14 protein-coding genes are annotated in these 22,150 nt (G+C 63.2%); all 14 read left to right on the top strand.

Going from position 1 to position 22,150, the window contains the following annotated elements:
• Positions 1-196: 196 nt before the first annotated feature.
• The 14 genes from PQR53_RS22540 to PQR53_RS22475 all read left to right on the top strand — a co-directional run bounded on the left by PQR53_RS22540 (position 197) and on the right by PQR53_RS22475 (position 22,135).
• On the top strand, positions 197-1,039 hold the full coding sequence (locus tag PQR53_RS22540) for an HTD2 family dehydratase (protein ID WP_408458610.1): 843 nt from the start codon (positions 197-199) through the stop codon (positions 1,037-1,039).
• Positions 1,040-1,066: 27 nt separating this feature from the next.
• Positions 1,067-2,230: an acyl-CoA dehydrogenase family protein gene (locus PQR53_RS22535; RefSeq protein WP_408458607.1), complete on the top strand. Its 1,164-nt coding sequence runs from the start codon at positions 1,067-1,069 to the stop codon at positions 2,228-2,230.
• Positions 2,231-2,249: 19 nt separating this feature from the next.
• Entirely contained in the window at positions 2,250-3,428 is a 1,179-nt protein-coding gene (locus tag PQR53_RS22530) for a CaiB/BaiF CoA transferase family protein (protein WP_408458604.1), read from the top strand.
• Between the two features lie 112 nt (positions 3,429-3,540).
• Positions 3,541-4,938, top strand: a complete 1,398-nt coding sequence (locus tag PQR53_RS22525; protein ID WP_408458601.1) for an MmgE/PrpD family protein — start codon at positions 3,541-3,543, stop codon at positions 4,936-4,938.
• Positions 4,935-5,783, top strand: a complete 849-nt coding sequence (locus PQR53_RS22520; protein ID WP_408458598.1) for an HpcH/HpaI aldolase/citrate lyase family protein — start codon at positions 4,935-4,937, stop codon at positions 5,781-5,783. Before PQR53_RS22525 ends, PQR53_RS22520 begins: the two co-directional genes overlap by 4 nt.
• 172 nt (positions 5,784-5,955) lie before the next feature.
• On the top strand, positions 5,956-6,843 hold the full coding sequence (locus tag PQR53_RS22515) for a LysR family transcriptional regulator (protein ID WP_408458595.1): 888 nt from the start codon (positions 5,956-5,958) through the stop codon (positions 6,841-6,843).
• A 305-nt stretch (positions 6,844-7,148) separates the two neighbouring features.
• Positions 7,149-8,648 carry an L-piperidine-6-carboxylate dehydrogenase gene (gene amaB / locus PQR53_RS22510; RefSeq protein ID WP_408458593.1) on the top strand — a complete coding sequence of 500 codons (1,500 nt, stop codon included), beginning with the start codon at positions 7,149-7,151 and terminating at the stop codon, positions 8,646-8,648.
• 156 nt (positions 8,649-8,804) lie between these two features.
• Positions 8,805-9,977, top strand: coding sequence for an NAD(P)/FAD-dependent oxidoreductase (locus PQR53_RS22505; RefSeq protein WP_408458591.1), 1,173 nt, complete (start codon positions 8,805-8,807; stop codon positions 9,975-9,977).
• Between the two features lie 136 nt (positions 9,978-10,113).
• On the top strand, positions 10,114-11,322 hold the full coding sequence (locus PQR53_RS22500; protein ID WP_408458588.1) for an aminotransferase-like domain-containing protein: 1,209 nt from the start codon (positions 10,114-10,116) through the stop codon (positions 11,320-11,322).
• A 498-nt stretch (positions 11,323-11,820) separates the two neighbouring features.
• On the top strand, positions 11,821-13,659 hold the full coding sequence (locus PQR53_RS22495) for a DUF2138 domain-containing protein (RefSeq protein ID WP_408458586.1): 1,839 nt from the start codon (positions 11,821-11,823) through the stop codon (positions 13,657-13,659).
• Positions 13,660-13,805: 146 nt separating this feature from the next.
• Positions 13,806-14,507 (top strand): DUF1175 domain-containing protein, encoded by a 702-nt coding sequence (locus PQR53_RS22490; RefSeq protein WP_408459040.1) that lies wholly within the window; start codon positions 13,806-13,808, stop codon positions 14,505-14,507.
• Positions 14,504-19,336, top strand: coding sequence for an alpha-2-macroglobulin family protein (locus PQR53_RS22485; protein ID WP_408458583.1), 4,833 nt, complete (start codon positions 14,504-14,506; stop codon positions 19,334-19,336). Before PQR53_RS22490 ends, PQR53_RS22485 begins: the two co-directional genes overlap by 4 nt.
• A gap of 149 nt (positions 19,337-19,485) precedes the next feature.
• Complete coding sequence (locus PQR53_RS22480) at positions 19,486-21,297, top strand: DUF2300 domain-containing protein (protein WP_408458581.1); 1,812 nt, start codon at positions 19,486-19,488, stop codon at positions 21,295-21,297.
• A gap of 40 nt (positions 21,298-21,337) precedes the next feature.
• Positions 21,338-22,135 carry a YfaP family protein gene (locus PQR53_RS22475; RefSeq protein WP_408458578.1) on the top strand — a complete coding sequence of 266 codons (798 nt, stop codon included), beginning with the start codon at positions 21,338-21,340 and terminating at the stop codon, positions 22,133-22,135.
• Positions 22,136-22,150: the final 15 nt, after the last annotated feature.

Below are 22,150 nucleotides of genomic sequence, written 5' to 3'. Positions count from 1 at the left end.
GCGCCTCTGTCCACACACCCCGACTCTTGCTCACCAATTCTCCGCCCGGCCGCGCCCTCCTAACCCATCGCGCGGGCGTTCCAGCCGTCTTAAGCAAAAGCAAAGGCATGCTTCGAAAATGCAAACTTCGCGAAACCCGCGGCCGGGTTCATAGTAAGTCCCTAATTAGCTCAATACACGTACGGAGACTTTGCCCATGTCTGCCTCCCCGCAGAAACTCGACGACTGGCTCGACAAGGAGGCGGTGACCGAAGACGACATCACCGCGTTCCCGCTGACGGCAATGGCCGCCACGCTCGACCGGGAAGAAAACAGCGATACCGTCCCGCCGCTGTGGCACTGGCTGTACTTTCTGCCGATTGCACCGATGTCCGACGTAGGACCCGACGGTCATCCGAAGCGCGGCGGTTTTCTGCCGCCGGTGCCGTTGCCGCGTCGCATGTGGGCCGGCGGCCGCCTCACGTTTCATGCGCCGCTCAAAGTCGGCGAGCATGCGAAGCGCACATCGATCATCGCCAATATCGAGGACAAAACCGGCCGCTCGGGCCGTCTCGTGTTCGTGACGGTGCAGCACACGATCGAAGCCGGTGGCGAACTGAAGCTCGAGGAAGAGCACGACATCGTCTATCGCGACGCGCCGCAAGAGGGCGCGCGGCCGCCGCAAGCGTCGCTCGCGCCCGAAGGCGAAACGTGGCGGCGCACCATCGACGCCGACGCCGTCATGCTGTTCCGCTACTCCGCGCTGACGTTCAACGGCCACCGCATCCATTACGACTACCCGTATGTGACCGAGGTGGAAGGCTATCCCGGTCTGATCGTTCATGGTCCGCTGATCGCCACCCTTCTGGTCGATCTGGTGCGCCGCGAACAGCCCAAGGCAACGCTGCAAAGCTTCGCGTTCAAGGCGCTGCGTCCCACCTTCGCGGGGCAGCCGTTCACGGTATGCGGCAAACCCGCCGCCGACGGCAAAACCATCGACCTGTGGGCCAAAGATCACGAAGGCTATCTGACCATGCGCGCCACAGCGGCACTCGCCTGAACACCAGGAATACTGAGAAATTCGACTATGCAAACCACACATCAGGATTCGTTCCAGGACATTCGCGAAGCAGTGCGCGATTTATGCCAGCAGTTTTCCGGCGAGTATTTCCGCAAGATCGACGAAGCCCGCGGTTACCCCGAGGCATTCGTCGATGCGTTGACCAAAGCCGGCTGGCTCGCCGCGCTGATTCCGCAGGACTTTGGCGGCTCGGGGCTGGGGCTCACGGAAGCGTCGGTGATCATGGAAGAGATCAATCGCGCCGGCGGCAACTCGGGTGCATGCCACGGCCAGATGTACAACATGGGCACGCTGCTGCGCCACGGTTCGGACGAGCAGAAGCACAGGTATCTGCCGCAGATCGCGAGCGGCGATCTGCGTCTGCAATCGATGGGCGTGACCGAGCCGACCACCGGCACGGATACCACCAAGATCAAGACCACCGCCGAACGGCGCGGCGACCGCTACGTGATCAACGGCCAGAAAGTGTGGATCTCGCGCGTCCAGCATTCGGACCTGATGATCCTGCTGGCACGCACCACACCGCTCTCGGACGTGAAGAAGAAATCGGAGGGCATGTCGATCTTTATCGTCGACTTGCGCGAGGCGATTGGCCACGGCATGACCGTGCAGCCGATTCTGAACATGGTCAATCACGAGACCAACGAACTGTTCTTCGACAACCTCGAAATTCCCGCCGAGAATCTGATCGGCGAGGAAGGGCAGGGCTTTAAATACATCCTTGACGGCTTGAACGCCGAGCGCACGCTGATCGCCGCGGAATGTATCGGCGACGGTTACTGGTTTGTCGACAAGGTCACCGAGTATGCAAAAGAACGTATCGTGTTTGGCCGGCCCATCGGCCAGAACCAGGGTGTGCAGTTCCCGATCGCGCGCTCGTTCATCAACGTCGAAGCGGCCAGCCTGATGCGCTTCGAGGCCGCGCGGCGTTTCGATGCGCATGAACCGTGCGGCGCGCAAGCCAACATGGCAAAGCTGCTCGCCGCCGACGCTTCGTGGGAAGCGGCCAACGCATGTTTGCAGTTCCACGGTGGCTTTGGCTTTGCTTGCGAATACGACGTCGAACGCAAATTCCGTGAGACGCGTCTTTACCAGGTCGCGCCGATTTCCACCAATCTGATTCTGTCGTACGTGGCCGAGCATATTCTCGGCTTGCCGCGTTCGTTCTGATTTCCGGGCCGGAATAAACATGAGACCACTCGACGGTATCAAGGTCATCACACTCGAACACGCCATCGCCGCACCGTTCTGCACGCGCCAACTCGCCGATCTCGGCGCGCGCGTGATCAAGATCGAGCGTCCTCATGTCGGCGATTTTGCGCGTGGCTACGATGAGCGCGTGCATGGGCTGTCGTCGCATTTCGTCTGGACCAATCGCTCGAAAGAAAGCCTCGCGCTCGATCTGAAGCAGCCTGCTGCAACGGAAATTCTCGAAGCGTTGGTCGCCGACGCCGACATACTGGTGCAGAATCTCGCGCCCGGTGCGGCGGATCGGCTCGGGCTCGGCTATGACACGTTGAGCAAGAAGTATCCGAAGCTGATCGTCTGCGATATTTCCGGCTATGGCGCCGATGGCCCGTACCGCGACAAGAAAGCCTACGATCTGCTGATCCAGAGCGAAGCCGGTTTTCTTTCGGTCACCGGTTCGCCAGGCGCGCCGGCCAAGGCGGGTTGCTCGATCGCGGATATCGCAGCCGGTATGTACGCGTATTCGAACATTCTCAGCGCGCTGTTGCTGCGTGGCCGCACAGGGCGCGGTTGCCGCATCGATGTGTCGATGCTGGAGAGCATGGTCGAGTGGATGAGCTATCCGCTGTACTACGCGATCGACGGCCAACCGCAGCCCGCGCTCTCCGGTGCGGCGCACGCAACGATCTATCCGTACGGGCCGTTTCCCGCCGGCGACGGCAAGACGGTGATGCTCGGTCTGCAAAACGAGCGCGAATGGAAGCTCTTCTGCGAGCAGGTGCTCGTGCAACCCGAACTCGCCACCGACGAGCGCTTTGCATCGAATTCGAAACGCACGTCGGCGCGTGAGGCGTTGCGTCAGGTGATCGTCGCGGCGTTTGCCGAATTGACGGCAGCGCAAGTGATCGAGCGGCTCGATCAGGCGGGGATCGCCAACGCGCAGATGAATAGCTTGGGCGATGTGTGGGCGCATCCGCAACTCAAGGCGCGCGATCGCTGGCGCGACATCGGTACGCCGGTGGGTACGGTGCCCGCGTTATTGCCGCCAGGCTTGCCGGATGACTTCGATCCGCGCATGGACCCCGTGCCCGCACTCGGCGAACAGACCGACGCGATCTTGCGTGAACTCGGTTACGACAGCGCACGGATCGACGCACTGCGCGAGGCCGGCACGATCTGAACGGCCTTCTTTGCGTTCTTTACCTTCGCGGCCGGTGTGCGAGTATTGCCACCCTGGCCGTCGGAGCAAAACCTGACACGCGACCCAAAAGCTAATTTGGAGTGACCTAGCCATGACCGATCATCCCAGTCTCACGCTTGCCACCTTCGCCGCTCAACTCGACTTCGTCAGCATCCCGCAGGCGGTGGTCGAGCGCACGGTTAATCTGTACGTTGACTGGCTCGGTTCGGCACTGGCCGGCAAAGGCGCGCGCCCGGTCGAAACGATTGCGCGGTTTGCGCGCCAGGCCGGTGGTGGCGCCGTCAACGGTAACGGTGGCCCAAGTGAGGTCCTGATCGATCGCAGCCGTACCACGCCGTATTTCGCGGCGATGATCAACGGCGCTGCCTCGCATTTTGCAGAACAGGACGATGTGCACAACGGCTCGGTGTTTCATCCGGCAACCGTGGTGTTTCCGGTGGCGCTCGCGTTGGCGCAGGCCAATCGTGCGTCTGGGCGCGACTTCATCGCTGCGGCGGTAGCGGGGTATGAAGTCGGCATCCGCATCGGCGAATTTCTCGGGCGCTCGCACTACAAGGTGTTTCATACCACCGGCACCGCCGGGACGGTAGCGGCCGCCGCCACGGCTGGGCGCATGCTCGGGTTGTCGCCGGCACAAATGCTCGACGCATTCGGTTCGGCGGGCACGCAGGCAAGCGGCTTATGGGAGTTCTTACGCGACGCCGCCGACTCCAAGCAACTGCACACGGCGATGGCGGCGGCCAACGGTTTGATGGCCGCGCAACTCGCCGCCGATGGTTTCAAGGGCGCGACGCATATTCTCGAAGGCGCGCAAGGCATGGCCGCGGGCATGTCGAGCGACGCCGATCCGGCGCGCCTCGTCGACAGGCTCGGCACGCGCTGGGCGACTGCCGAGACCTCGTTCAAATACCACGCTGCTTGCCGCCATACGCATCCCGCCGCCGATGCGTTGCTTGCGGTGGTACATGAACATAAGCTCGCGCCGCGCGATATCGCCAAGGTGGTCGCGCACGTTCACCAGGGCGCAATCGACGTGCTCGGCGCGGTCGTCACGCCGCGCACCGTCCATCAGGCGAAGTTCAACATGGGCACGGTGCTCGGGCTTGTCGCCTATCACGGCTATGCGGGCGTGACCGAGTTCGAACAGGGTTTCGACGCCGACTCGATCGCGGCCTTCCGCGACAAAGTCGAAATGGCGTTCGATGCCGAAGTCGATGCCGCTTATCCCGCGCGCTGGATCGGCAAAGTGACGGTGACGACCACCGACGGCCGCACGTTCAAGGGCCGGGTCGACGAACCGAAGGGGGACCCCGGCAATACCTTGTCGCGGGATGAAATCGCGACCAAGCTGCATCGACTGGCGGCATTTTCCGGGGCGGCGACCGAAGGCGAGGCGGCGGCCTTGCTTGGCAACGCATGGAAGATCGCCGGACAGGCGCGCGTCGAATCGGTGTTCGGTACCGAGGCCAACGCAACGGTGGCAGCATGAGCGCGCGATTGCCGCGTTCATATCTGTTCGTGCCGGGCAACCGGCCTCAGCGCTTCGAGAAAGCCCACGCAGCGGGCGCGGATGCGGTGATTCTCGATCTCGAAGACGCCGTGCAGCCCGATGAAAAACCAGCCGCACGCGCGGCGGTGCTGGCCGCTGTTTCGGGCGGTGCAACCGGTGGCGCTTCTGATGTCGCTTCTGATGACGCTTCCGGGTCTGCGTGGGTGCGGGTCAATGGCTCTGACACGTCATGGTTTAACGACGACATCGCCGCGCTAGTCGAGCATCCGGGTGTTGCCGGTGTCGTTCTGCCCAAGGCGGAAACGCGCGAACAAATCGAGGCCGTGCTGGCGCACGCGCATCCGCACTTGAGCGTATTGCCGATTGTCGAGACTGCGCGCGGTTTTGCGAATCTCGCCGACCTGTGCGCTGCGCCACGCGTGGAGCGCATCGTGTTCGGCACGCTCGATTTTCAGATCGATCTCGGTATCGATGGCGATCACGAGGAGTTGCATCTGTTTCGCTCGCAGATCGTGTTGTCATCGCGACTGGCGGGCATTGGCGCGCCGGTGGATGGCGTGTCCACCACCCTCACCGATATGGAGCAGATCGAAGCCGACGCGCGACGCGGGCGGCGCTTTGGCTTCGGCGGGAAACTGTGCATTCATCCGAAGCAGATTGATGCGGTACATCGCGCTTATGCATGGAGCGACGCGGAGCAGGCGTGGGCGATACGTGTGCTGGCCGCTGTGGAGACAAGCAACGGCGCGGCGGTGGCTGTCGATGGAAAAATGGTGGATATGCCGGTGATTCTGAAGGCTCGGAGGATCCTGGCGGGCACCTAGCACACGTCGGTTGATGCAGGCCGCACGAAGCGTAAGTGATCGCATGACTACATGGAAAGCATGATGGGCCGGGAATCCGGCTTTCTCCAGGCGCAGGCTTCGCGCCCGGTTAAGATGGAGCATCGCACTGCAAGCGTTCATTGGCGCTTGCGCCTCCTCTTTGGCCATCATCATGCATTTCGATTTTGTGGATTTGCGTTTGCTTCTTCATATCGCCGACACGCAGAACCTGGCGCGTGCGGCGGAACGCTCGCATCTGTCGGCGCCAGCGGCGAGCAATCGGGTCAAGAATCTCGAGGAGCAACTGGGTTTCAAGCTGCTTTATCGAACCAGCCAGGGCGTGACGCTCACGCCCGCCGGTGAAGCCTTCGTGCATCATGCGCGGCTCGTGCTCGAGCGGGTCGAGCATCTGGCCGGCGACATGCAGGAGTACGGCGAAGGCATTAAAGGCCACGTGCGCATCTGGGCCAATACCACCGCGATCAGCGAGTTTCTGCCCGCCGTGCTGAGTCATTTTCTGCGTGATCATCCGGACGTCAATATCGATCTGCGCGAAGTGCTGAGCGGCGAAATCGTGAAGGGCGTGGCGGATAGCGCGACGGATATCGGGATCGTCGCGGGCAACGTTCACGCGGAACATCTGGAAATGCTGCCGTATCGCGACGACCGCCTGGTGCTTGTGACGTCGCGCGATCACGCGCTGGCGAAGCTACCCTCGGTCGATTTCGCGCAATTGCTCGACGCCAATTTCGTGGGCCTGCCCACGTCGAGCGCGATTCACGCGTTCATCACCAGCGCTGCCGATGCCCTCGGCGCGCGTCTGAAGCTGCGCATCCAGGTGGGCAACTTCGAGGCGGCCTGCCGGATGATCGAAGCGGGTGTGGGCATCGGCATCGTGCCGGAATCGGTCGCGGTGCGGCACAAAAAGACAATGCAGATCGCTATCGTCGGCCTTGACGACGCGTGGGCCGAGCGCAAGCTGAAGATCTGCGTGCGCAGCGTGAAGGACTTGCCGCCGTTCGCGCGCGTGCTGGTGGACAGGTTGGTCGCCGGCGTCTGAGCAGCACGACGCGGCCGAATCGCGTCGGGCGTCGGGCGTTGGCCGTCGGCGGAGTGCTACCCAGGTCAAAGCCAATAATTTCCAATAAGAAACGATCGGGCAAACTATGCCGCCCCGCCGGCACCTCGGCAGTAACGGCCAGCAGCACACGCCGACGCTAGCCATTTTCCGGCACATCAAGCTCACAAGCCCTTCCACCCCGGTCAGCGGCCCAGCCCCGGGCAAATACCCTTGCCGCCAGAAAATCCCGCGTGTATAGTTTCCGAACTTACTCTTGTTTCGCATCGGAAATTAAAGGGATTCTCATGGACGCTTCCACCATCCTCGCCGACCTCGGCATCGCCCACGCGGCGCAAGCCGGTGACATCGCGGTTCATTCGCCGATTACCGGCGAACTCATCGGCCGCGTGGCCAGCAACACGGTGGCAGAAGTCGACGCGGCCCTCGCCCATGCGAAAGAAGCGTACGCGGCCTGGCGCAACGTCCCGGCGCCGCGCCGCGGCGAACTCGTGCGTCTGCTCGGCAACCGTCTGCGCGAGAAGAAGCAGGCGCTCGGCAGCATCATCACGCTCGAAACTGGCAAGATCCTGCAGGAAGGCATGGGCGAAGTGCAGGAAATGATCGACATCTGCGACTTCGCGGTCGGTCTGTCGCGTCAGTTGTACGGTCTGACAATCGCCTCGGAGCGCCCGGGCCATCGTATGGCTGAAACCTGGCATCCCATGGGTACATGCGTCGTCATCTCGGCGTTCAATTTCCCGGCAGCGGTGTGGTCGTGGAATGCGGCGCTCGCGCTGGTGTGCGGCAACGCGGTGATCTGGAAACCGTCGGAAAAGACGCCGCTGACCGCGCTCGCCGTCAACCAGATTCTCAGCGAGGCACTGCAGGAATTCGGCGACGCGCCGGCCGGCCTGACCGCATTGATCAACGGCGGCCGCGACGTCGGCGCGAAGCTGGTGGCCGACCCGCGTGCGTCGGTCGTCAGCGCGACGGGCAGCACGGAAATGGGCCGCACGGTCGGCGTTGAAGTGGCGAAACGCTTCGGCCGCTCACTGCTCGAACTCGGCGGCAACAACGCGGGTATCGTCGCGCAAACCGCGGATCACGAACTCGCGATGCGCGGCATCCTGTTCTCGGCGGTCGGTACAGCGGGGCAGCGTTGCACGTCGCTGCGGCGTCTGTTCGTGCACGAGAGCGTGTATGACAAAACCATCGAACGTCTGAAGCAGTTGTACAGCAAGGTACCGATCGGCAATCCGCTCGAAAAGGGCACGCTGATGGGCCCGCTGATCGACAAGCAAGCGTACGCCCGCATGCAGGAAGCGCTGCAACAGGCTGCGGCCGAAGGCGGCAAGGTGTTCGGGGGCGAGCGCGTCGAAGTAAAGGGCTATGAAGGCGGTTACTACGTGCGTCCGGCGATTGTTGAAATGCCGTCGCAAACGGCGGTGGTGCTGAAGGAAACCTTCGCCCCGATTCTCTACGTGCTGCGCTACGCGGATTTCGCGGATGCGGTCGAGGCGAACAATGCGGCAGTGCACGGTTTGTCGTCGTGCGTGTTCACAACCGATCTGCGCGAAGCCGAACGCTTCCTGTCCGACTCGGGCAGCGACTGCGGTATCGCTAACGTGAACATCGGACCGAGCGGTGCGGAAATTGGCGGCGCGTTCGGTGGCGAGAAGGAAACCGGCGGCGGTCGTGAATCGGGTTCGGACGCGTGGAAGGCCTACATGCGCCGCGCGACCAACACGGTCAACTATTCGTCGGCGCTGCCACTTGCGCAGGGCATCGACTTCAATATCGGCTGATGCGTTAAGCAGCGGTAGCACATTAAAGCATTGAAGCGGTAGCGCATTTCAGCAGAAAGCAGCGGCGCATTCACGCGCCGCTGTTCACAATCTCTTTCAGCAATCCGTTGCGCCGCCCGCCGTTTCTGAGTGGCCAGGCTATTCGTGGAGTGAGACGTGAGTTCCAAAGTCGTGATCGTCGGCGGTGGGGTGATCGGCAGCTCGATTGCGTATTTCCTGCGGCTGTCCGATCCGACAGTCAGCGTCACGGTGATCGAGCGCGATCCGACTTATGCGCGTTCGTCGTCGGCATTGTCGGCGGCCTCCATTCGCCAGCAATTCTCTACGCCGCTTTCCATTCAGATGTCGCTCTTCGGCATCGAGTTTCTGCGCTCGATCGGTGAGCGGCTCGAACTCGACGGCGCGAAACCGTCGATCGATCTGCACGAGGGCGGCTATCTTTTTCTCGCCACACCCGCCGGCGAAGGAACGCTGCGCGAGAATCACGCGCTGCAAAAGAGCCTTGGCGCCGATATCAGTCTGCTCGACAAAACTGCGTTGCGAGCGCGCTTTCCCTGGCTCAATACGGACGACCTTGTCGCCGGTGCTTATGGCGAAAGTGGTGAGGGTTGGTTCGACGGCTACGGCCTCGTGCAGGCGCTGCGCAAGAAGGCCCAGGCGCTCGGTGCACGCTATGTTGCCGCCGACGTCACCGCGCTGCATCGCGACGGTAATCACGTCACGCAAGTGCAGACCGCGAGTGGCGAGGCCTACGCATGCGACGTCGTTGTGAACGCCGCAGGCGCCTGGTCACGCAAGGTCGCGCAGATGGCCGGCATCGACCTTCCGGTGTTCGCCCGGCGCCGTAGTATTTTCAATGTCATCTCGCCCGCGCGGCTCGAGGATTGTCCGTTGCTGATCGATCCGAGCGGCGTGTATTTCCGGCCCGAGGGCCAATCGTTTATCTGCGGTACGTCGCCGTCGGCGGATAATGACCCCGACGATTTGCCGCTCGACGAAGTCGATCACGCACTATTCGACGACGTGATCTGGCCGACGCTCGCGCATCGCGTGCCGCAATTCGAAGCGCTGCGCGTGCAGAACTGCTGGTCCGGCTACTACGAATACAACGTACTCGATCAGAATGCGATCATCGGCTATCACCCGGGTGTCGATAACTGCATTTTTGCCAATGGTTTTAGCGGGCACGGTTTGCAACAAGGCCCGGCAACAGGCCGTGGCATCAGCGAATTGATTCTGCACGGCCGCTACACGACGCTCGATCTCGGTTCGTTGAGCTTCACGCGTGTACTTGAAAACCGGCCGATCGTGGAAAAGAACGTGGTTTAGCGGTACGCGTTCGAGGTGATGCGGAAAACGCAATACCTAGTGCGTAGATATCGTTTGCCGCCCGCCTGGACGATGGCCACAATCGGCATCGATCTTCCACCGACAGCTATCGTCACCCAAGCGGCCCGTCACCACCATGTTCACGTTCAATCCCGCCTTTGAAGCGCCGACCGGTTCGCCGATCCGCGAGTTGTTCAAGTATCTGGCACAGCCCGGCATGATTTCGTTTGCCGGCGGCTATCCGGCGAGCGATCTGTTCGACCGTGAAGGGCTCGATGCGGCCGCGGCGCGTGCGTCGCAGCAGTCCACGCTCTGTCTGCAATATGGCCCGACAGATGGCCTCGCCGTCCTCAAGGAACAACTCGCGCAGTTGATGACGCGCCGTGGCACAGCTTGCACGCCGCAGGAATTACTCGTGACCACGGGTTCGCAGCAAGGCTTCGATCTACTGTTGCGCGTGATGGTCGCGCCGGGTGACGTGGTGCTGGTCGAGCAACCCGCCTATCCTGCGACCTTGCAGGCGCTTAAGCTGCAGGAGGCCGAGGTGGTGACCGTGCCGGTCGATCAGGACGGACTCGACGTCGCCGCGCTCGCCGCGTCGCTCGAAGCGGGCACCCAGGCGGGCACATTGGCGCGGCCGCCGAAGCTGCTCTACACCGTGCCGACCTTTGCCAATCCTACTGGCGCGACTTTGTCGCTCGAACGCCGCATGGCGCTGTTGAAGCTGGCGGCGCGTCACCATTTTCTGATTGTCGAAGACGATCCCTACGGCGATCTGCGTTTTAGCGGCGCGGCGTTGCCGTCGCTGCTTGCATTGAGCGATCAGGTGCCGGGTTCGCGCGACTGGGTCGTGCATTTTTCGAGTCTGTCGAAGATCGTCGCGCCGGGTTTGCGAGTCGGCTGGATGATCGCACACGCGGAAATCTTGCGCCGGTGCGTGATCGCCAAACAGACCGTCGATCTATGCAGTTCGCCGTGGACCCAGGCGATCGCCGCCGAATACCTCGCGAGCGGCGCGCTGGAGCGCCATCTGCCGCGGATCGTGGATGCCTACGCCGTGAAGTGCCGCGCGCTGTGCGATGCGCTCGATGCGCATTTGTCCGACACCATGGCGTTTCATCGTCCCGCCGGCGGCATGTTCGTGTGGGCGCGATTGACCGGCGCTCGGAACGCGTCCGACGCTCTGCGTGCCTGTATCGAGCGCAACGTCATGTTCGTTCCGGGCGTCGCATTCTATAAAGACAATATCGACGTTGCGGCACTGCGCTTGTCATTTGCCGCGCCTGGTGTAGCCGAAATTGAAACCGGCGTGCAGAGAATGAAACAGGCGCTGGCATTCGTTTGATGGCGACTCACGCGGCTAATGCAGCTACTACGGATAACATGCATTGATTGAAAAGCGGTAAGCGTAGTGCCGGAAATAACCCGGCGAGCACGCAATGTGCAGCCGGGCTTTTATGCGAATGCGAAATCGAAGCGATTTAGCATAAGCATCCCGATCCGCTAATGCAGCGCAAAGCCGCACAAGGCCGAGCTCTGATCGACGGCTTGTTCGGTTCAAGTCGATGCGTGTGCACATACCGCCTTGCACGCGGCGCACGGCCCGCACACCGGTTTAAGCCGGGCGATTGAATCGAATGGCCGCAGCTGCGAATAGCTTAATCCAGCGCTTCCGGTATTCTCGTCAAACCCCCACGAAACATGGCTAAGTGTTAAATGCCGGGTGCCACCGTTTTCAGCAAAAAATATCGGTTATCATGCGCTGCTTTCAGCGCGTGATTCCGATGGATTAATCCTCGGGGTATCCACGTTAATACCGTCGCATCGAACCAGAAAAAATCAGATGAAGATGTCGCGCAAAAAGATTGCAATCCTGGTGGTCGGTCTTCTGGTCGTGGCCGGCGTGGTGATTCAGGCGGTGTGGCGTCCCTTCGCGCATCGCAAAGCCGCCGAGACCGGTGAAGTCGCGCTCGATATTCATCACCCGGATGCGGTGATCGACAGCGAAGCGCTCTCGCGTTTGCCGCGCGACATCTTGCGCGTGCCGCTGTTGCACGACGTGCTGACGCAGGACTTCGTCGACTATTACGAATCGAACGACACGCGGCTGTCCGCCGAGGGCGCGCTGCGGCGTCTCGCCTTCGAACATCAACTGGACTGGCGCGATGAATTGATCCGCCGCGTATTCGACGAACCGGCGCACGTGCTGCTGTGGCGCTCTCCCGATGGCCGCCTCGGCTACTGGGTGATGTCGATGCACCGTAACGGTCTGGCGAAGCTGCTGCAAGGCTACGCCAACGTCGCCACGAGTGACGCGCAACTGAGCCGGGTAGCCAGCCTTTCCGGCGACGTCCCGGTCTATGCGTTGAAGCTGGCGGTCGGCCGCACGGTTCTATTCGCGACGAAGGACGACCGCCTGGTTGTCATGTCCGCCCCCGGCGTGTTGCTCGACGCGAAAGGCGGCTTGCTGAGCGAGCGGGCCGACGCCGTGTCCGACATGCTCTCGTCAGGCCGCGACGATGCCGCGCGCGCCTATCAACTGGACGCGCCCGGCGAGGCGCCGAAGGGGCACCGACTGGTGGTGTCGGCCAATTATTTGTCGTTTGGCTATCAGGCGTTTTTCTCCGGTATCGACGCACTGCGATTCGATTTTTCGTCGAACGATAGTCCCCCAGGCGGACTTCCTGCGGGGCGTGCGGCGGCGAACTGGCAGACCTCCGCGCTGATCGAGCCGGGCAAGTTGCCTCAAGCGTGGAATAGCGCCGATTTATGGCGCGCGTTGCCGGCCAATCCGGCGGCGTGCACGAGCCTGCCGGCGGACTGGAAAGAGGCGTCGGGTCTGTTGAGCAAGGTGGCGGACGTAGGCGCGGATGGCGCCGCTGCAATCGGCGATCAGCTCGCCGGCCCCGCGGCCGTTTGCTGGTATGCGAAGTCCACGCTGGTCGCGCCGCTATTCGTCGCGCGCGTGAAGAGTCAGGACGCGGCGAGCATCGCTGCGCTGAAGACAGCGCTCGGCAAGACCTTTGGCGAGGTGATCGGCGCGTACGAGGCGAAGGCCGCCAAATCCGCTGACGCTGATTCTGGCTATCGCCGTTTGCCGGTCACGCAGCGCGACCAGGGCGGCGTCACCGTGTGGCAGCGGCCGGTCAGTGCGCGCTCGGGTACGGCTTTGTCCAGCAAGGCGTCGTTCGCAACGCAACTGTCGGCGGAGCGCTATTTTCCGGTGACGCTTGCGTTGGCGCGCGGCTATCTGATTTTCTCGCCTGATTCGCGACTGGTTGACGATACGCTCGCGGTGCTCGACAAGCGCTACCCGGCCCTCGCCGATACGCTTGCGCCGCAGCGTCTGCCGCGCACGATTCTCACGCTGACACCATCGTCCGCCGCCGCGTTGATCGAACGCGAGGCGGGCGCGGCGTTGCCGGCGGATCAGGAAGCGGTGTTCCGCAATGCGTCGCGTACCCATCTCGTGCCGAAGCTGCATGCGCTCGCGCACTATCCGCCGGTTTCGTTGACGCTGCCGCAGAACTTGCCGGGCTCGACGGGCTGGGTGCCGGTGGAATGGTGGTTTGATCGCGCGAAGGCGGGCGCCGGTGATGATGCTAACGCCGGTGTGGCAGCGGGTGTGGCAGCGGGTGTGGCAGATACGCCCGCGGATCAGCCCGGCACCGAGGGCGACTAGTGCGCCGCCTTCACGTTTCCGACACGGCATTCGCGACGGATGCATGTGCGCAGACGCAGGCGCGTGAAGATGTGCTTGCGCCCGTGTCCGTGGTGCATCCGGTCGCCCACGCGTTCGAGGCGTCCGCTGAGGTAGCCACGCCGCGCATGGCTCACACGACCCGCACATCACGCCGCGTCTGGCTCACTCGCGCGGCTTCCGCGTTCGTGATGGCCAGCCTTGCGCCTTACGCAAATGCGCTCACCAGCACCACCGCCACACCCGACCCCGACGCGCTCTCACCGCAGCAATCCGCCGCATTTCGCGCGTGGTTCGTGCGCATCGTCGATCAGCAAATGCGCCGTGGCCCGACCCCGCGTTGGACCCAACGCGATTGCGCGGGCCTCGTGCGCTTTGCCGTCGGCGAAACGCTTAGGCCGCACGACAGCCGATGGCTGCGGGCGAACGGCATGACCAGTCTCGCGGACACCAGCAGCATGCCGCCCGAACTGCAACTGTCGGCATCGCAACGCGGAATCGCGAATCGCTGGACCCAGCTCGATGGTTCCACCGGCGCGTACGCATCGGCGATCGCACTGATTCAACGCAACAGCCGTTTCGTTTCGAAGGACGTGAACCAGGCGTTGCCCGGCGATCTCCTGTTCTTCGACCAGGGCGACGACCAGCATCTGATGATCTGGCTGGATCGCTACATCGCTTATCACACAGGCACCGTTACGCCGATCGATACCGGTCTGCGCGCCGTGGCCGTCTCCGACCTGATGCAATGGAAAGATTCCCGCTGGCAGCCGCTCGACGGCAACCCGAATTTCGTTGGCGTGTTTCGTCTGGATTTTCTGACACCATGACCCGAATCAATTCCTTCATCGCGTCGCGCGCGTGGCTCGGCAACCTGAAGCGTCGCGCGGGCGCCATTGTGGTTGCGTTCGTCGCGGCCATGGCGCTCGTCATGGCACCCACGGCTCATGCCGACGACGACGCCTCGAGCACCGCCGCCGATACCAGCATCGCCGCGAACCCGACGCTGCAGCCGGCACCATCGAGCAACTTTGCCTGGCAGAAGGTCGACGGTCAGCCGTTTTTCCTGCTCTCGGACGCGAGCTTCGGCAGCGATCAGTTGGCACAGGTGCGGCTGGAGGCGCCCGGCCGCGATTTCAAGGACACGTTGCAGCCGTATGGCGGCGCGGACATCGTCGTGTATCGCGTGCCCAGGCCGTTGGACTTTTTGAAAGCGCAGAAGAATCTGCATCGTTTGAATGTCGCGCCGAATTACCAGGGTGAAGGGCTCGCGAATACGCTGGCTTATCTGTGGGACCGCTGGTTCACCGAGGCACGCCGCGCATGGCAGCGCGTGTTGTCGTTCGCGACGCGCAGCAAGGTCACCCAGGCCGAGCCGCAATTCAAGCTCGGCGAGCAGCCCGGCAAGCAGACGCAATTCCAGCAGAACTCGCAGTTCGCACCGCTGAAGGGCTATGACATGGTCGCGCGCTTTCGCTATCCGATCTGGGACGCGAAGGTGATCGAGCCGCCCAAGGGCGTGAATCTCCAGGGCAGCAGCAGTAACTTCATCGAAGCGAGTTCGGGCAACGTGATGATTCCGGTCGGCAAGCTGCCGCCGGGGCTGTATATCGTCGAGGCGGTGATCGGCAACTATCGCGCGCATACCTTGCTGTTTGTGTCGGACACGGTTGCGGTTGTGAAAGCGGCGTCGAGCGGCATGCTGGTATGGACCACGCGGCGTGACACCGGCAAGCCGGTGCCGAACACCGACGTGAACTGGACCGACGGCATAGGCGTGCTGCAAAGCGGCACCACCGGCGCCGACGGTGCGTTGGTGCTGCAACACGTGAGCCCGGAGCGCAGTTACCTACTCGGCACCGATCCGCAAGGCGGCGTGTTCGTCTCCGAAAATTTCTATTACGACAGCGAGATCTACAACACCAAGATCTACGCGGTGACCGACCGTCCGATGTACCGGCCGGGCGACGCGGTGCATGTGAAGTTCATCGGCCGTACGTTCCAGAACGCGACGCAATCCAGCGCGCCTGCCGACGCCGATATCAAGCTCGATGTGCTCGATCCGAACGGCTCGCCGGTCGCGACGAGCAAGGTGCATTTCGCTTCCGATACGGGCGCGGACACGGCGTTCACGCTGCCTGCCGATGCCACTGCCGGCGGCTACACGCTGCGCTTCGATTACCACGGCGATGTGTACGGCAGCGCATTTCGCGTCGCCGACTATGTGAAGCCGCATTTCGACGTCAACCTGTCGATGGACAAAGCCGACTATGCGACGGGCGAGCCACTGAAGGGCAAAATCCAGTTGCGTTATCCGGACGGCAAGCCGGTGCGCGATAGCAAGGTCTCGGTCACGCTGCGCGCGCAGAAAGTGACGATCGTCGACGGTGAACTGCGCTATGCAGGATTATTCCCGGTCAAGCTGGAGCAGCAGGAACTCACGACCGATAGCGACGGCAACGCAAACCTCACGCTGCCCGCCGCCAAAGAGCCGAGCCGTTATGCGTTGACGCTGTTCGCGCAGGACGGTGCGGCCTACAAGGTGCGTGTCACGCGTGAGGTGCTGATCGCGCGCGGCGCGACGCCTTATCGCTTGTCCACACCCAAATCGTTTTCGCAGCCGAAGGAAGCGGTCAACTTCGATTTGCAGGCGCTCGGTACGATCGATCCTTCATCGCATGCGCCGGCCAGGTGGGAGTGGACGCGCCTCGAATCGCAAACGCATGGTGAAGGCGCACTCAAAGGCGCCACGGCAGGCGGCAAGCTGTCGTTCCCGGTGCAATTCGAGGAACCGGGTTCGTACATGCTCTCGGTCAAGGACGACACCGGCAATCTGCTCGCCGCCGCGAGCCATTGGGTCGCGGGCGATGGTCTGAAGGCGATTCCGGGCAGCGTCGAGATCGTGTTCGATCGCGACAAGTACAAGATCGGCGATACCGCCGAAGCGTTGATCACGTTCCCGATGCCGGTCGACGATGCACTCCTGACGCTGGAGCGCGACAACGTCGAACACCGTGCGTTGCTGAGCGCCGGCGGCGACTGGTTGCAACTGCAACGCGTGGCGCCTTCGCAATGGAAGGCGCGTATCAAGGTCGGCGCTGATTTCGCGCCGAACATGACGTTCTCGGTGCTATACGTGCATGCCGGCGAATACGTGTTCCAGAACGCGGGCATCGTGGTCGCGCAGCCGCAGATCGAGTTGAACGTGAAGAGCGACAAGCCGGTGTACGGTCCAGGCGATACGGTCACGCTGAACTTCGACAGCACGTTGAACGGCAAGCCGGAAGCGGCGAATCTGACGGTGAGCGTGGTCGATGAAATGGTCTACGTGTTGCAGCCGGAAATCGCGCCGAATATCGTCGACTTCTTCTATCACCCGCGCCGTAACAACGTGCGGACCTCGTCGAGTCTGTCGTTCATTACGTACGATCTGGCGCGCTCGCCGTTGAAGGGCGCGCCGGGCGGCCCGCAGCGCGCCAACTACAACGAGCGCGGCGTGAAGGTGCTCGAACGGCCGCGTCGCGACGATCAGGACACGGCCGCGTGGGAAGGCAATCTGAAAACCGACGCGAACGGCCACGCCACGATGACCTTCAGGATGCCGGACTCGCTGGCGCGCTGGCGCGTCACCGTGCGCGCGGCGGCGCCGGACGGCATGGTCGGTCAACGTACTGCGTACGTGCGTTCGGATAAGGCGCTGTATCTGAAGTGGAGCGGTCCTTCGCATTTCCGCGTCAACGATCAGCCGGCCATCGACATGATCGCCTTCAACCAAACCGACGCGGATATGGATGCCGAGTGGGTGGTCGACGGCGGTGGTCTCGCGTTGAACCAGAAGGTCACGCTCAAGCGCGGCGCGAATTATCTGCGTCTGCCGAGCGGCGCGCTGAAGGCCGGTGTGATCGACGCCACCTTGCGTCGTGCGGGCAAGGATGTGGATCGCTTGCAGACCACCATCCAGCTCGACGCGAGCGGCTGGCTCGATCTGCATCAGAACACGGTGGCGCTCGACGGCTCGAACAAGCCGCTCAATCTGCCGCAAGATGCACAGGACGTCAGCGTGCGTTTTATTGGCAGCGCGGCGAGCGAATTCGTGCGCGTCGCCGACGATCTGATCAACTATCCGTATGGCTGCGCCGAGCAGACCTCGAGCCGTCTGATTCCGCTGGCGCTCGCCCACGACGCCATCGGCCGCGGCCGAGGCTACGACGATAGCGCCAGTTCGACGCAAGGGCTCGAAACGCTGTTGCGCAATCAGCGGCAACGTCTGGCGATGCTGGCGGGTGTCGGCGGCACGTTCGGCTGGTGGGGCGATACGACCGGCGGCAGTTCGCTAATCACCGCTTACGCGTATTACGCGGACTGGCTCGCGAGCCGCAGCCTCGGCATTACGCTGCCCGCCGACAACTGGCAGCATGCAATGGACGTGTATCGCGATGCCGGGGCGAAAGAGCCGCTATTGCATCGCGCATTGGCGCTGTGGTTCATGCAGCAGATGGGCTTGCCGGTTGCGACGCCGGTCTCGGGTGTCGCGGCGGATTTGATGAGCGATGCGGCGGCTTCGGGCAATGCTTCCGCGCCAGCTCGCAACGGCACGTATGGCACATCGGACAGCATCGTGTTCGCGCAAGCTGATTCGCCGCGCGGCAAGCAGATGGCGACGCTGCTGATCGCCAGCATGGCGCGCGGCACGAATGCTCAACTGCCGGATAGCTTCGATGGCGCGGCGAGCGCCGCGCGTGCCGCATTGGCCAACGATTCCGCGCCGCTCGTGCAAAGCCTGCTTTACATGACAGGTGGCGACGGTGGCACTGTGGTCGACGCCTCGGCGTTGCTGGCGAAGAGCAGCGCCGATTACCCGACGCTCGATCGCGCCCTGACGCTGCTGTGGGTACGCAAAGCGCTCGGCGGTGACAGCGCGCCGGCCTCGCTGCCTTCACTGCAAGGCGCGGGCTGGACGCGCACTGCGACGCCGACCGGCGCACCGCTGTGGAAATGGACCGGTGCCGCACGCTCCGACGGAGGTGCTGCTGGTGGTTTGCCGGTCACGCTCGACGCAGGCGCAGCACGTAGCGACGTCAACGCGCTGGTGTCGTTCCGCAGTCATACGAGCGAGGACAGTCGCCTGAATATCACGGTTGAACGCCGTTTCTACAAGCTGGAGCCGCTCGACGTGAAGGTCGATCCGAAGAAGGTGGGCGGCGCCGGGAGCCAACTGGGCCGCTCGGCATTTACCGCGCGTCTCGTGAAGCCAGGCGATGCGATCGACAGCAATGCGCTATATGTCGACGAGATCAAGCTCACGCCGCGCGCCGGCAACGCGTACCACTACGGTCTGCTCGACGTGCCGTTGCCGCCGGGCGGCGATGTCGAGGCGACCAGCTGGGGCGTGTCGATCGACGGATTGCCTGGCGAGAAGGATGGGGCAAATGGTCCGCAGCCGTTCGCGCGCGCTGCTTCGTATGAGATGGGTGAGTTGGCCTATCACCAGCCGGTGCCCTTGCTCGATCGTCCGGTGACGTTGCGGCAACTGGTGCGTTTCGCGTTGCCGGGCACGTTCGCGTTGCCGCCCGCACGCTACTTCCGCATGTATCAGCCGGACGCCAAGGCGTTCGAAGGCGGCAAGAGCGATCGTGTGACAACCTTGCGTATTCAGTAAGCGAGACTGCTATGTTCTCCGCTCTTCGGTACTCGCGCGATCGTTCCGTAGCTGTGCTGCGGATTGCGCTTGCCGTGGGAGCGGGGTGGGCGTTCAGTGGTGGAGGCGTGGCCGGTTCTGCCACGGCAGCATCGTCAACCGTGTCGTCAATGACGGCGCCAACTGTAGCGCAGACTTCGGCGTCAAGCCCGTCGGCAGTTGCCTCGCCAAGGTTGGCGTCAGGCTCGTCGCTGAATGCGTCGGCAACATCGTCGCCCACATCGTCGCTGGAGTCGGCGCCCACATCGGCGCTCGCGGTAGCGCCGCGCTCGTCAACCGCGTCCTCGACCCAAACGCTGCGCTTCGCGTGGCTGCGCGACGGTCAAGCGCAGCTTTGGCAATTCAACACGGGCGCCACTGCTGACGGCCTCGCGCCGCAGTCCGCACATCCCTTGCCGGCGACGCTGGAGACGCCGCTCGGCAGCGTGTGGAAACTGTTCGTCTACGGCTATCTGGTCGATCGCAATATCGCCACGCCGGATTACACCTGTAGCGGCGGCGATCCTGAAGAAGTGTATTGCTGCATGATGGGCGGTCACGTCGACCGCGAACATGCGCTGGTGCAATCCTGCGGACGCTTTTTCGAGCCTGCCCGCCTGCAACTCGATCCCGCCGATTGGCGCAAGTACTGGACGGCCGCACATGCGCCCGCCTGGCTGCGCGACCTTCACGCGATGACGCCGGCGCACCGTGTGCCGGTAACCGACTTGCTCGCCGCCTTGCAGTCGATGCCGGCACGGCCGCGTGACGCGGCGGCGAGCACCTTGATCTCGGTGCTGACCAGCGGACGCGGCGAAGGCACCGTGTCGCTCTATGGCAGCGCGCTGCGCGCTAAAACGTGGACCATGCCGGATCCGGCGCGCCCGGGCGCCTCGATCGGCGGTGCGGCGGGCTGGCTCGTCGACGGCACGCCGGTGTGGCTGGGCGGTCCCGGCGGCAGCGCGCGCGTGCTGGCGGCCGCGGCGCCGCGTATTGCGTCATTGCTCACGCAAGTCCCCGTACCCGACGACAACGCGTGTGTTCTGGTCGATTTCTTCAGCCGCTATCCGATTCGCGAGGTACTCGGCGACAAAGGCCCGGCAGCGGCGCCGGACGGTCCGCTGCGCGGCGAGTTCCGGGTCGGCTTCGTCAACGGTAACTGGGCGCGCGTGGAAAGCCGCGGTGAACTGCGGGTCGATCGCGACGCCGCGAGCGCACCGCGCGTGGTCGGCCGCTTCGGCATGAACGACTACGTCGCGCGAGTGGTCGAGCGCGAAGGCGATACGAGCCAGCCGGAAGCCGCCAAGGCGTTGGCGGTGGCGGCGCGCTCCTACGTCGTGCAGCATGGCAATCACGATCACGGGTGCTTCCGTATCGACGACAGCAGCAGCACGCAGCGCGTCCTGCCGCGCGCGCCGACCGTGGCCGCGCGCCGCGCGGCCGATCTGACCGACGCGTTGGTTCTGACTGGCGTGCCGGTTCAGTACCACCACGACAAGGCCGCGCCCGGTCAGATGAGCTGGCTTGCCGAGAAGGCGTCCGCGCAAACCGGTCTCACTTTCGATGCCATTCTCGCGCGGACCTGGCCGCAAGCGACCTTGACGTCGTTCGAGAGTCCGTTGTCCGGCGATTGCATCCAGGTGGCCGGCGCGGAGCAATGGCTGCGGCGCAACGCGCCGTCATGGGCACGGCGCATGGACGGCGCGGCGGGCTACGAGACGCCCGATCTGCCGGCCGTGTGCGCCGTGCGGGAAGGGCGTCCGTATGCTGACGCGCAGCGCAATCGCGTGTACGTGTATCGCCTGCAGAGCGAAGAGGACCGTATCGCGTTGGCGCACGAATATATTCACCTCGCGTTCCAGCATCATCCGCGTGGGCTCGATGAGGCATTCGTCGAACGCACCGCGCGCACGCTGATTCGTACCGACAATCCGATCCAATGAACGACGTTTTTGCGCTAACAGCGAGATGGGAGCAGTAACGATGACGGTCAAGAAGACGCGTTGGATAAAGGCCGGCTGGATGATGTGCATCGCTGCCTGTCTGGTGGCCGCGCCGCTCGCGCATGCGAGCGATATCGACTTCGGCGCGCCGTTGAACGGCTGGCGCAATACCGGCGGCGACAGCGAGCGCTATACGCAGGACGTGCATTACCCGGCGGTGTCGGTGTCGACGCCGGAAGGGCAGTCGAAGTTCGCGCTGATCGAAGGGCAAATCCACAACACGCCGAAGAAGAAGGGCACCACGGTGGGCACGCTTGTAGTCGACGGTACGCCGTTGCCGCAACGCGTGGAGGAAGACGGCAAGTTTTCGCGGCCTTACGCGTTTCCTTCCGGCAGCAACAGCGTCGAACTGCGGGCGCCGGATGGGTCGCGCAAGCGCGTGCAGTTTTATGACGCCTACAGCGGAAAGACGCAGCCGAAGTTGCGCGTGCTGCTCGCATGGGATACCGACGGCACTGATCTCGACTTGCACGTGGTGTCGCCGGACGGGGCGCATACATGGTACGGCGAGCGCGTTGCGCCGAACGGCGGCGCGCTTGATGTGGACGTGACGACCGGCTATGGGCCGGAGATTTATTCGTCGGCGGCGCCGTTGAAGGGCACCTATCTGGTCTATGTGAATTTCTACGGCAACGGAAACAGCGGCAGCGATATGACCGTCGCTCAGGTGACGATCATCACGAACGAGAATACGCCGAACGAGAAGAGCGAAACGATTCGGGTGCCGATGCGTAAGCCGGGTGAACTGACGCTTGTGAAGACGTTTGTGATGCCTTGAGTTTTACGTTGAATC

This window comes from Paraburkholderia fungorum (genome assembly GCF_046027605.1).
GTDB classification, from domain to species: Bacteria; Pseudomonadota; Gammaproteobacteria; order Burkholderiales; family Burkholderiaceae; genus Paraburkholderia; species Paraburkholderia fungorum_F.
Note: the sequence above shows the minus strand (reverse complement) of the source record. Positions and strands in the feature narration are given on the sequence as shown.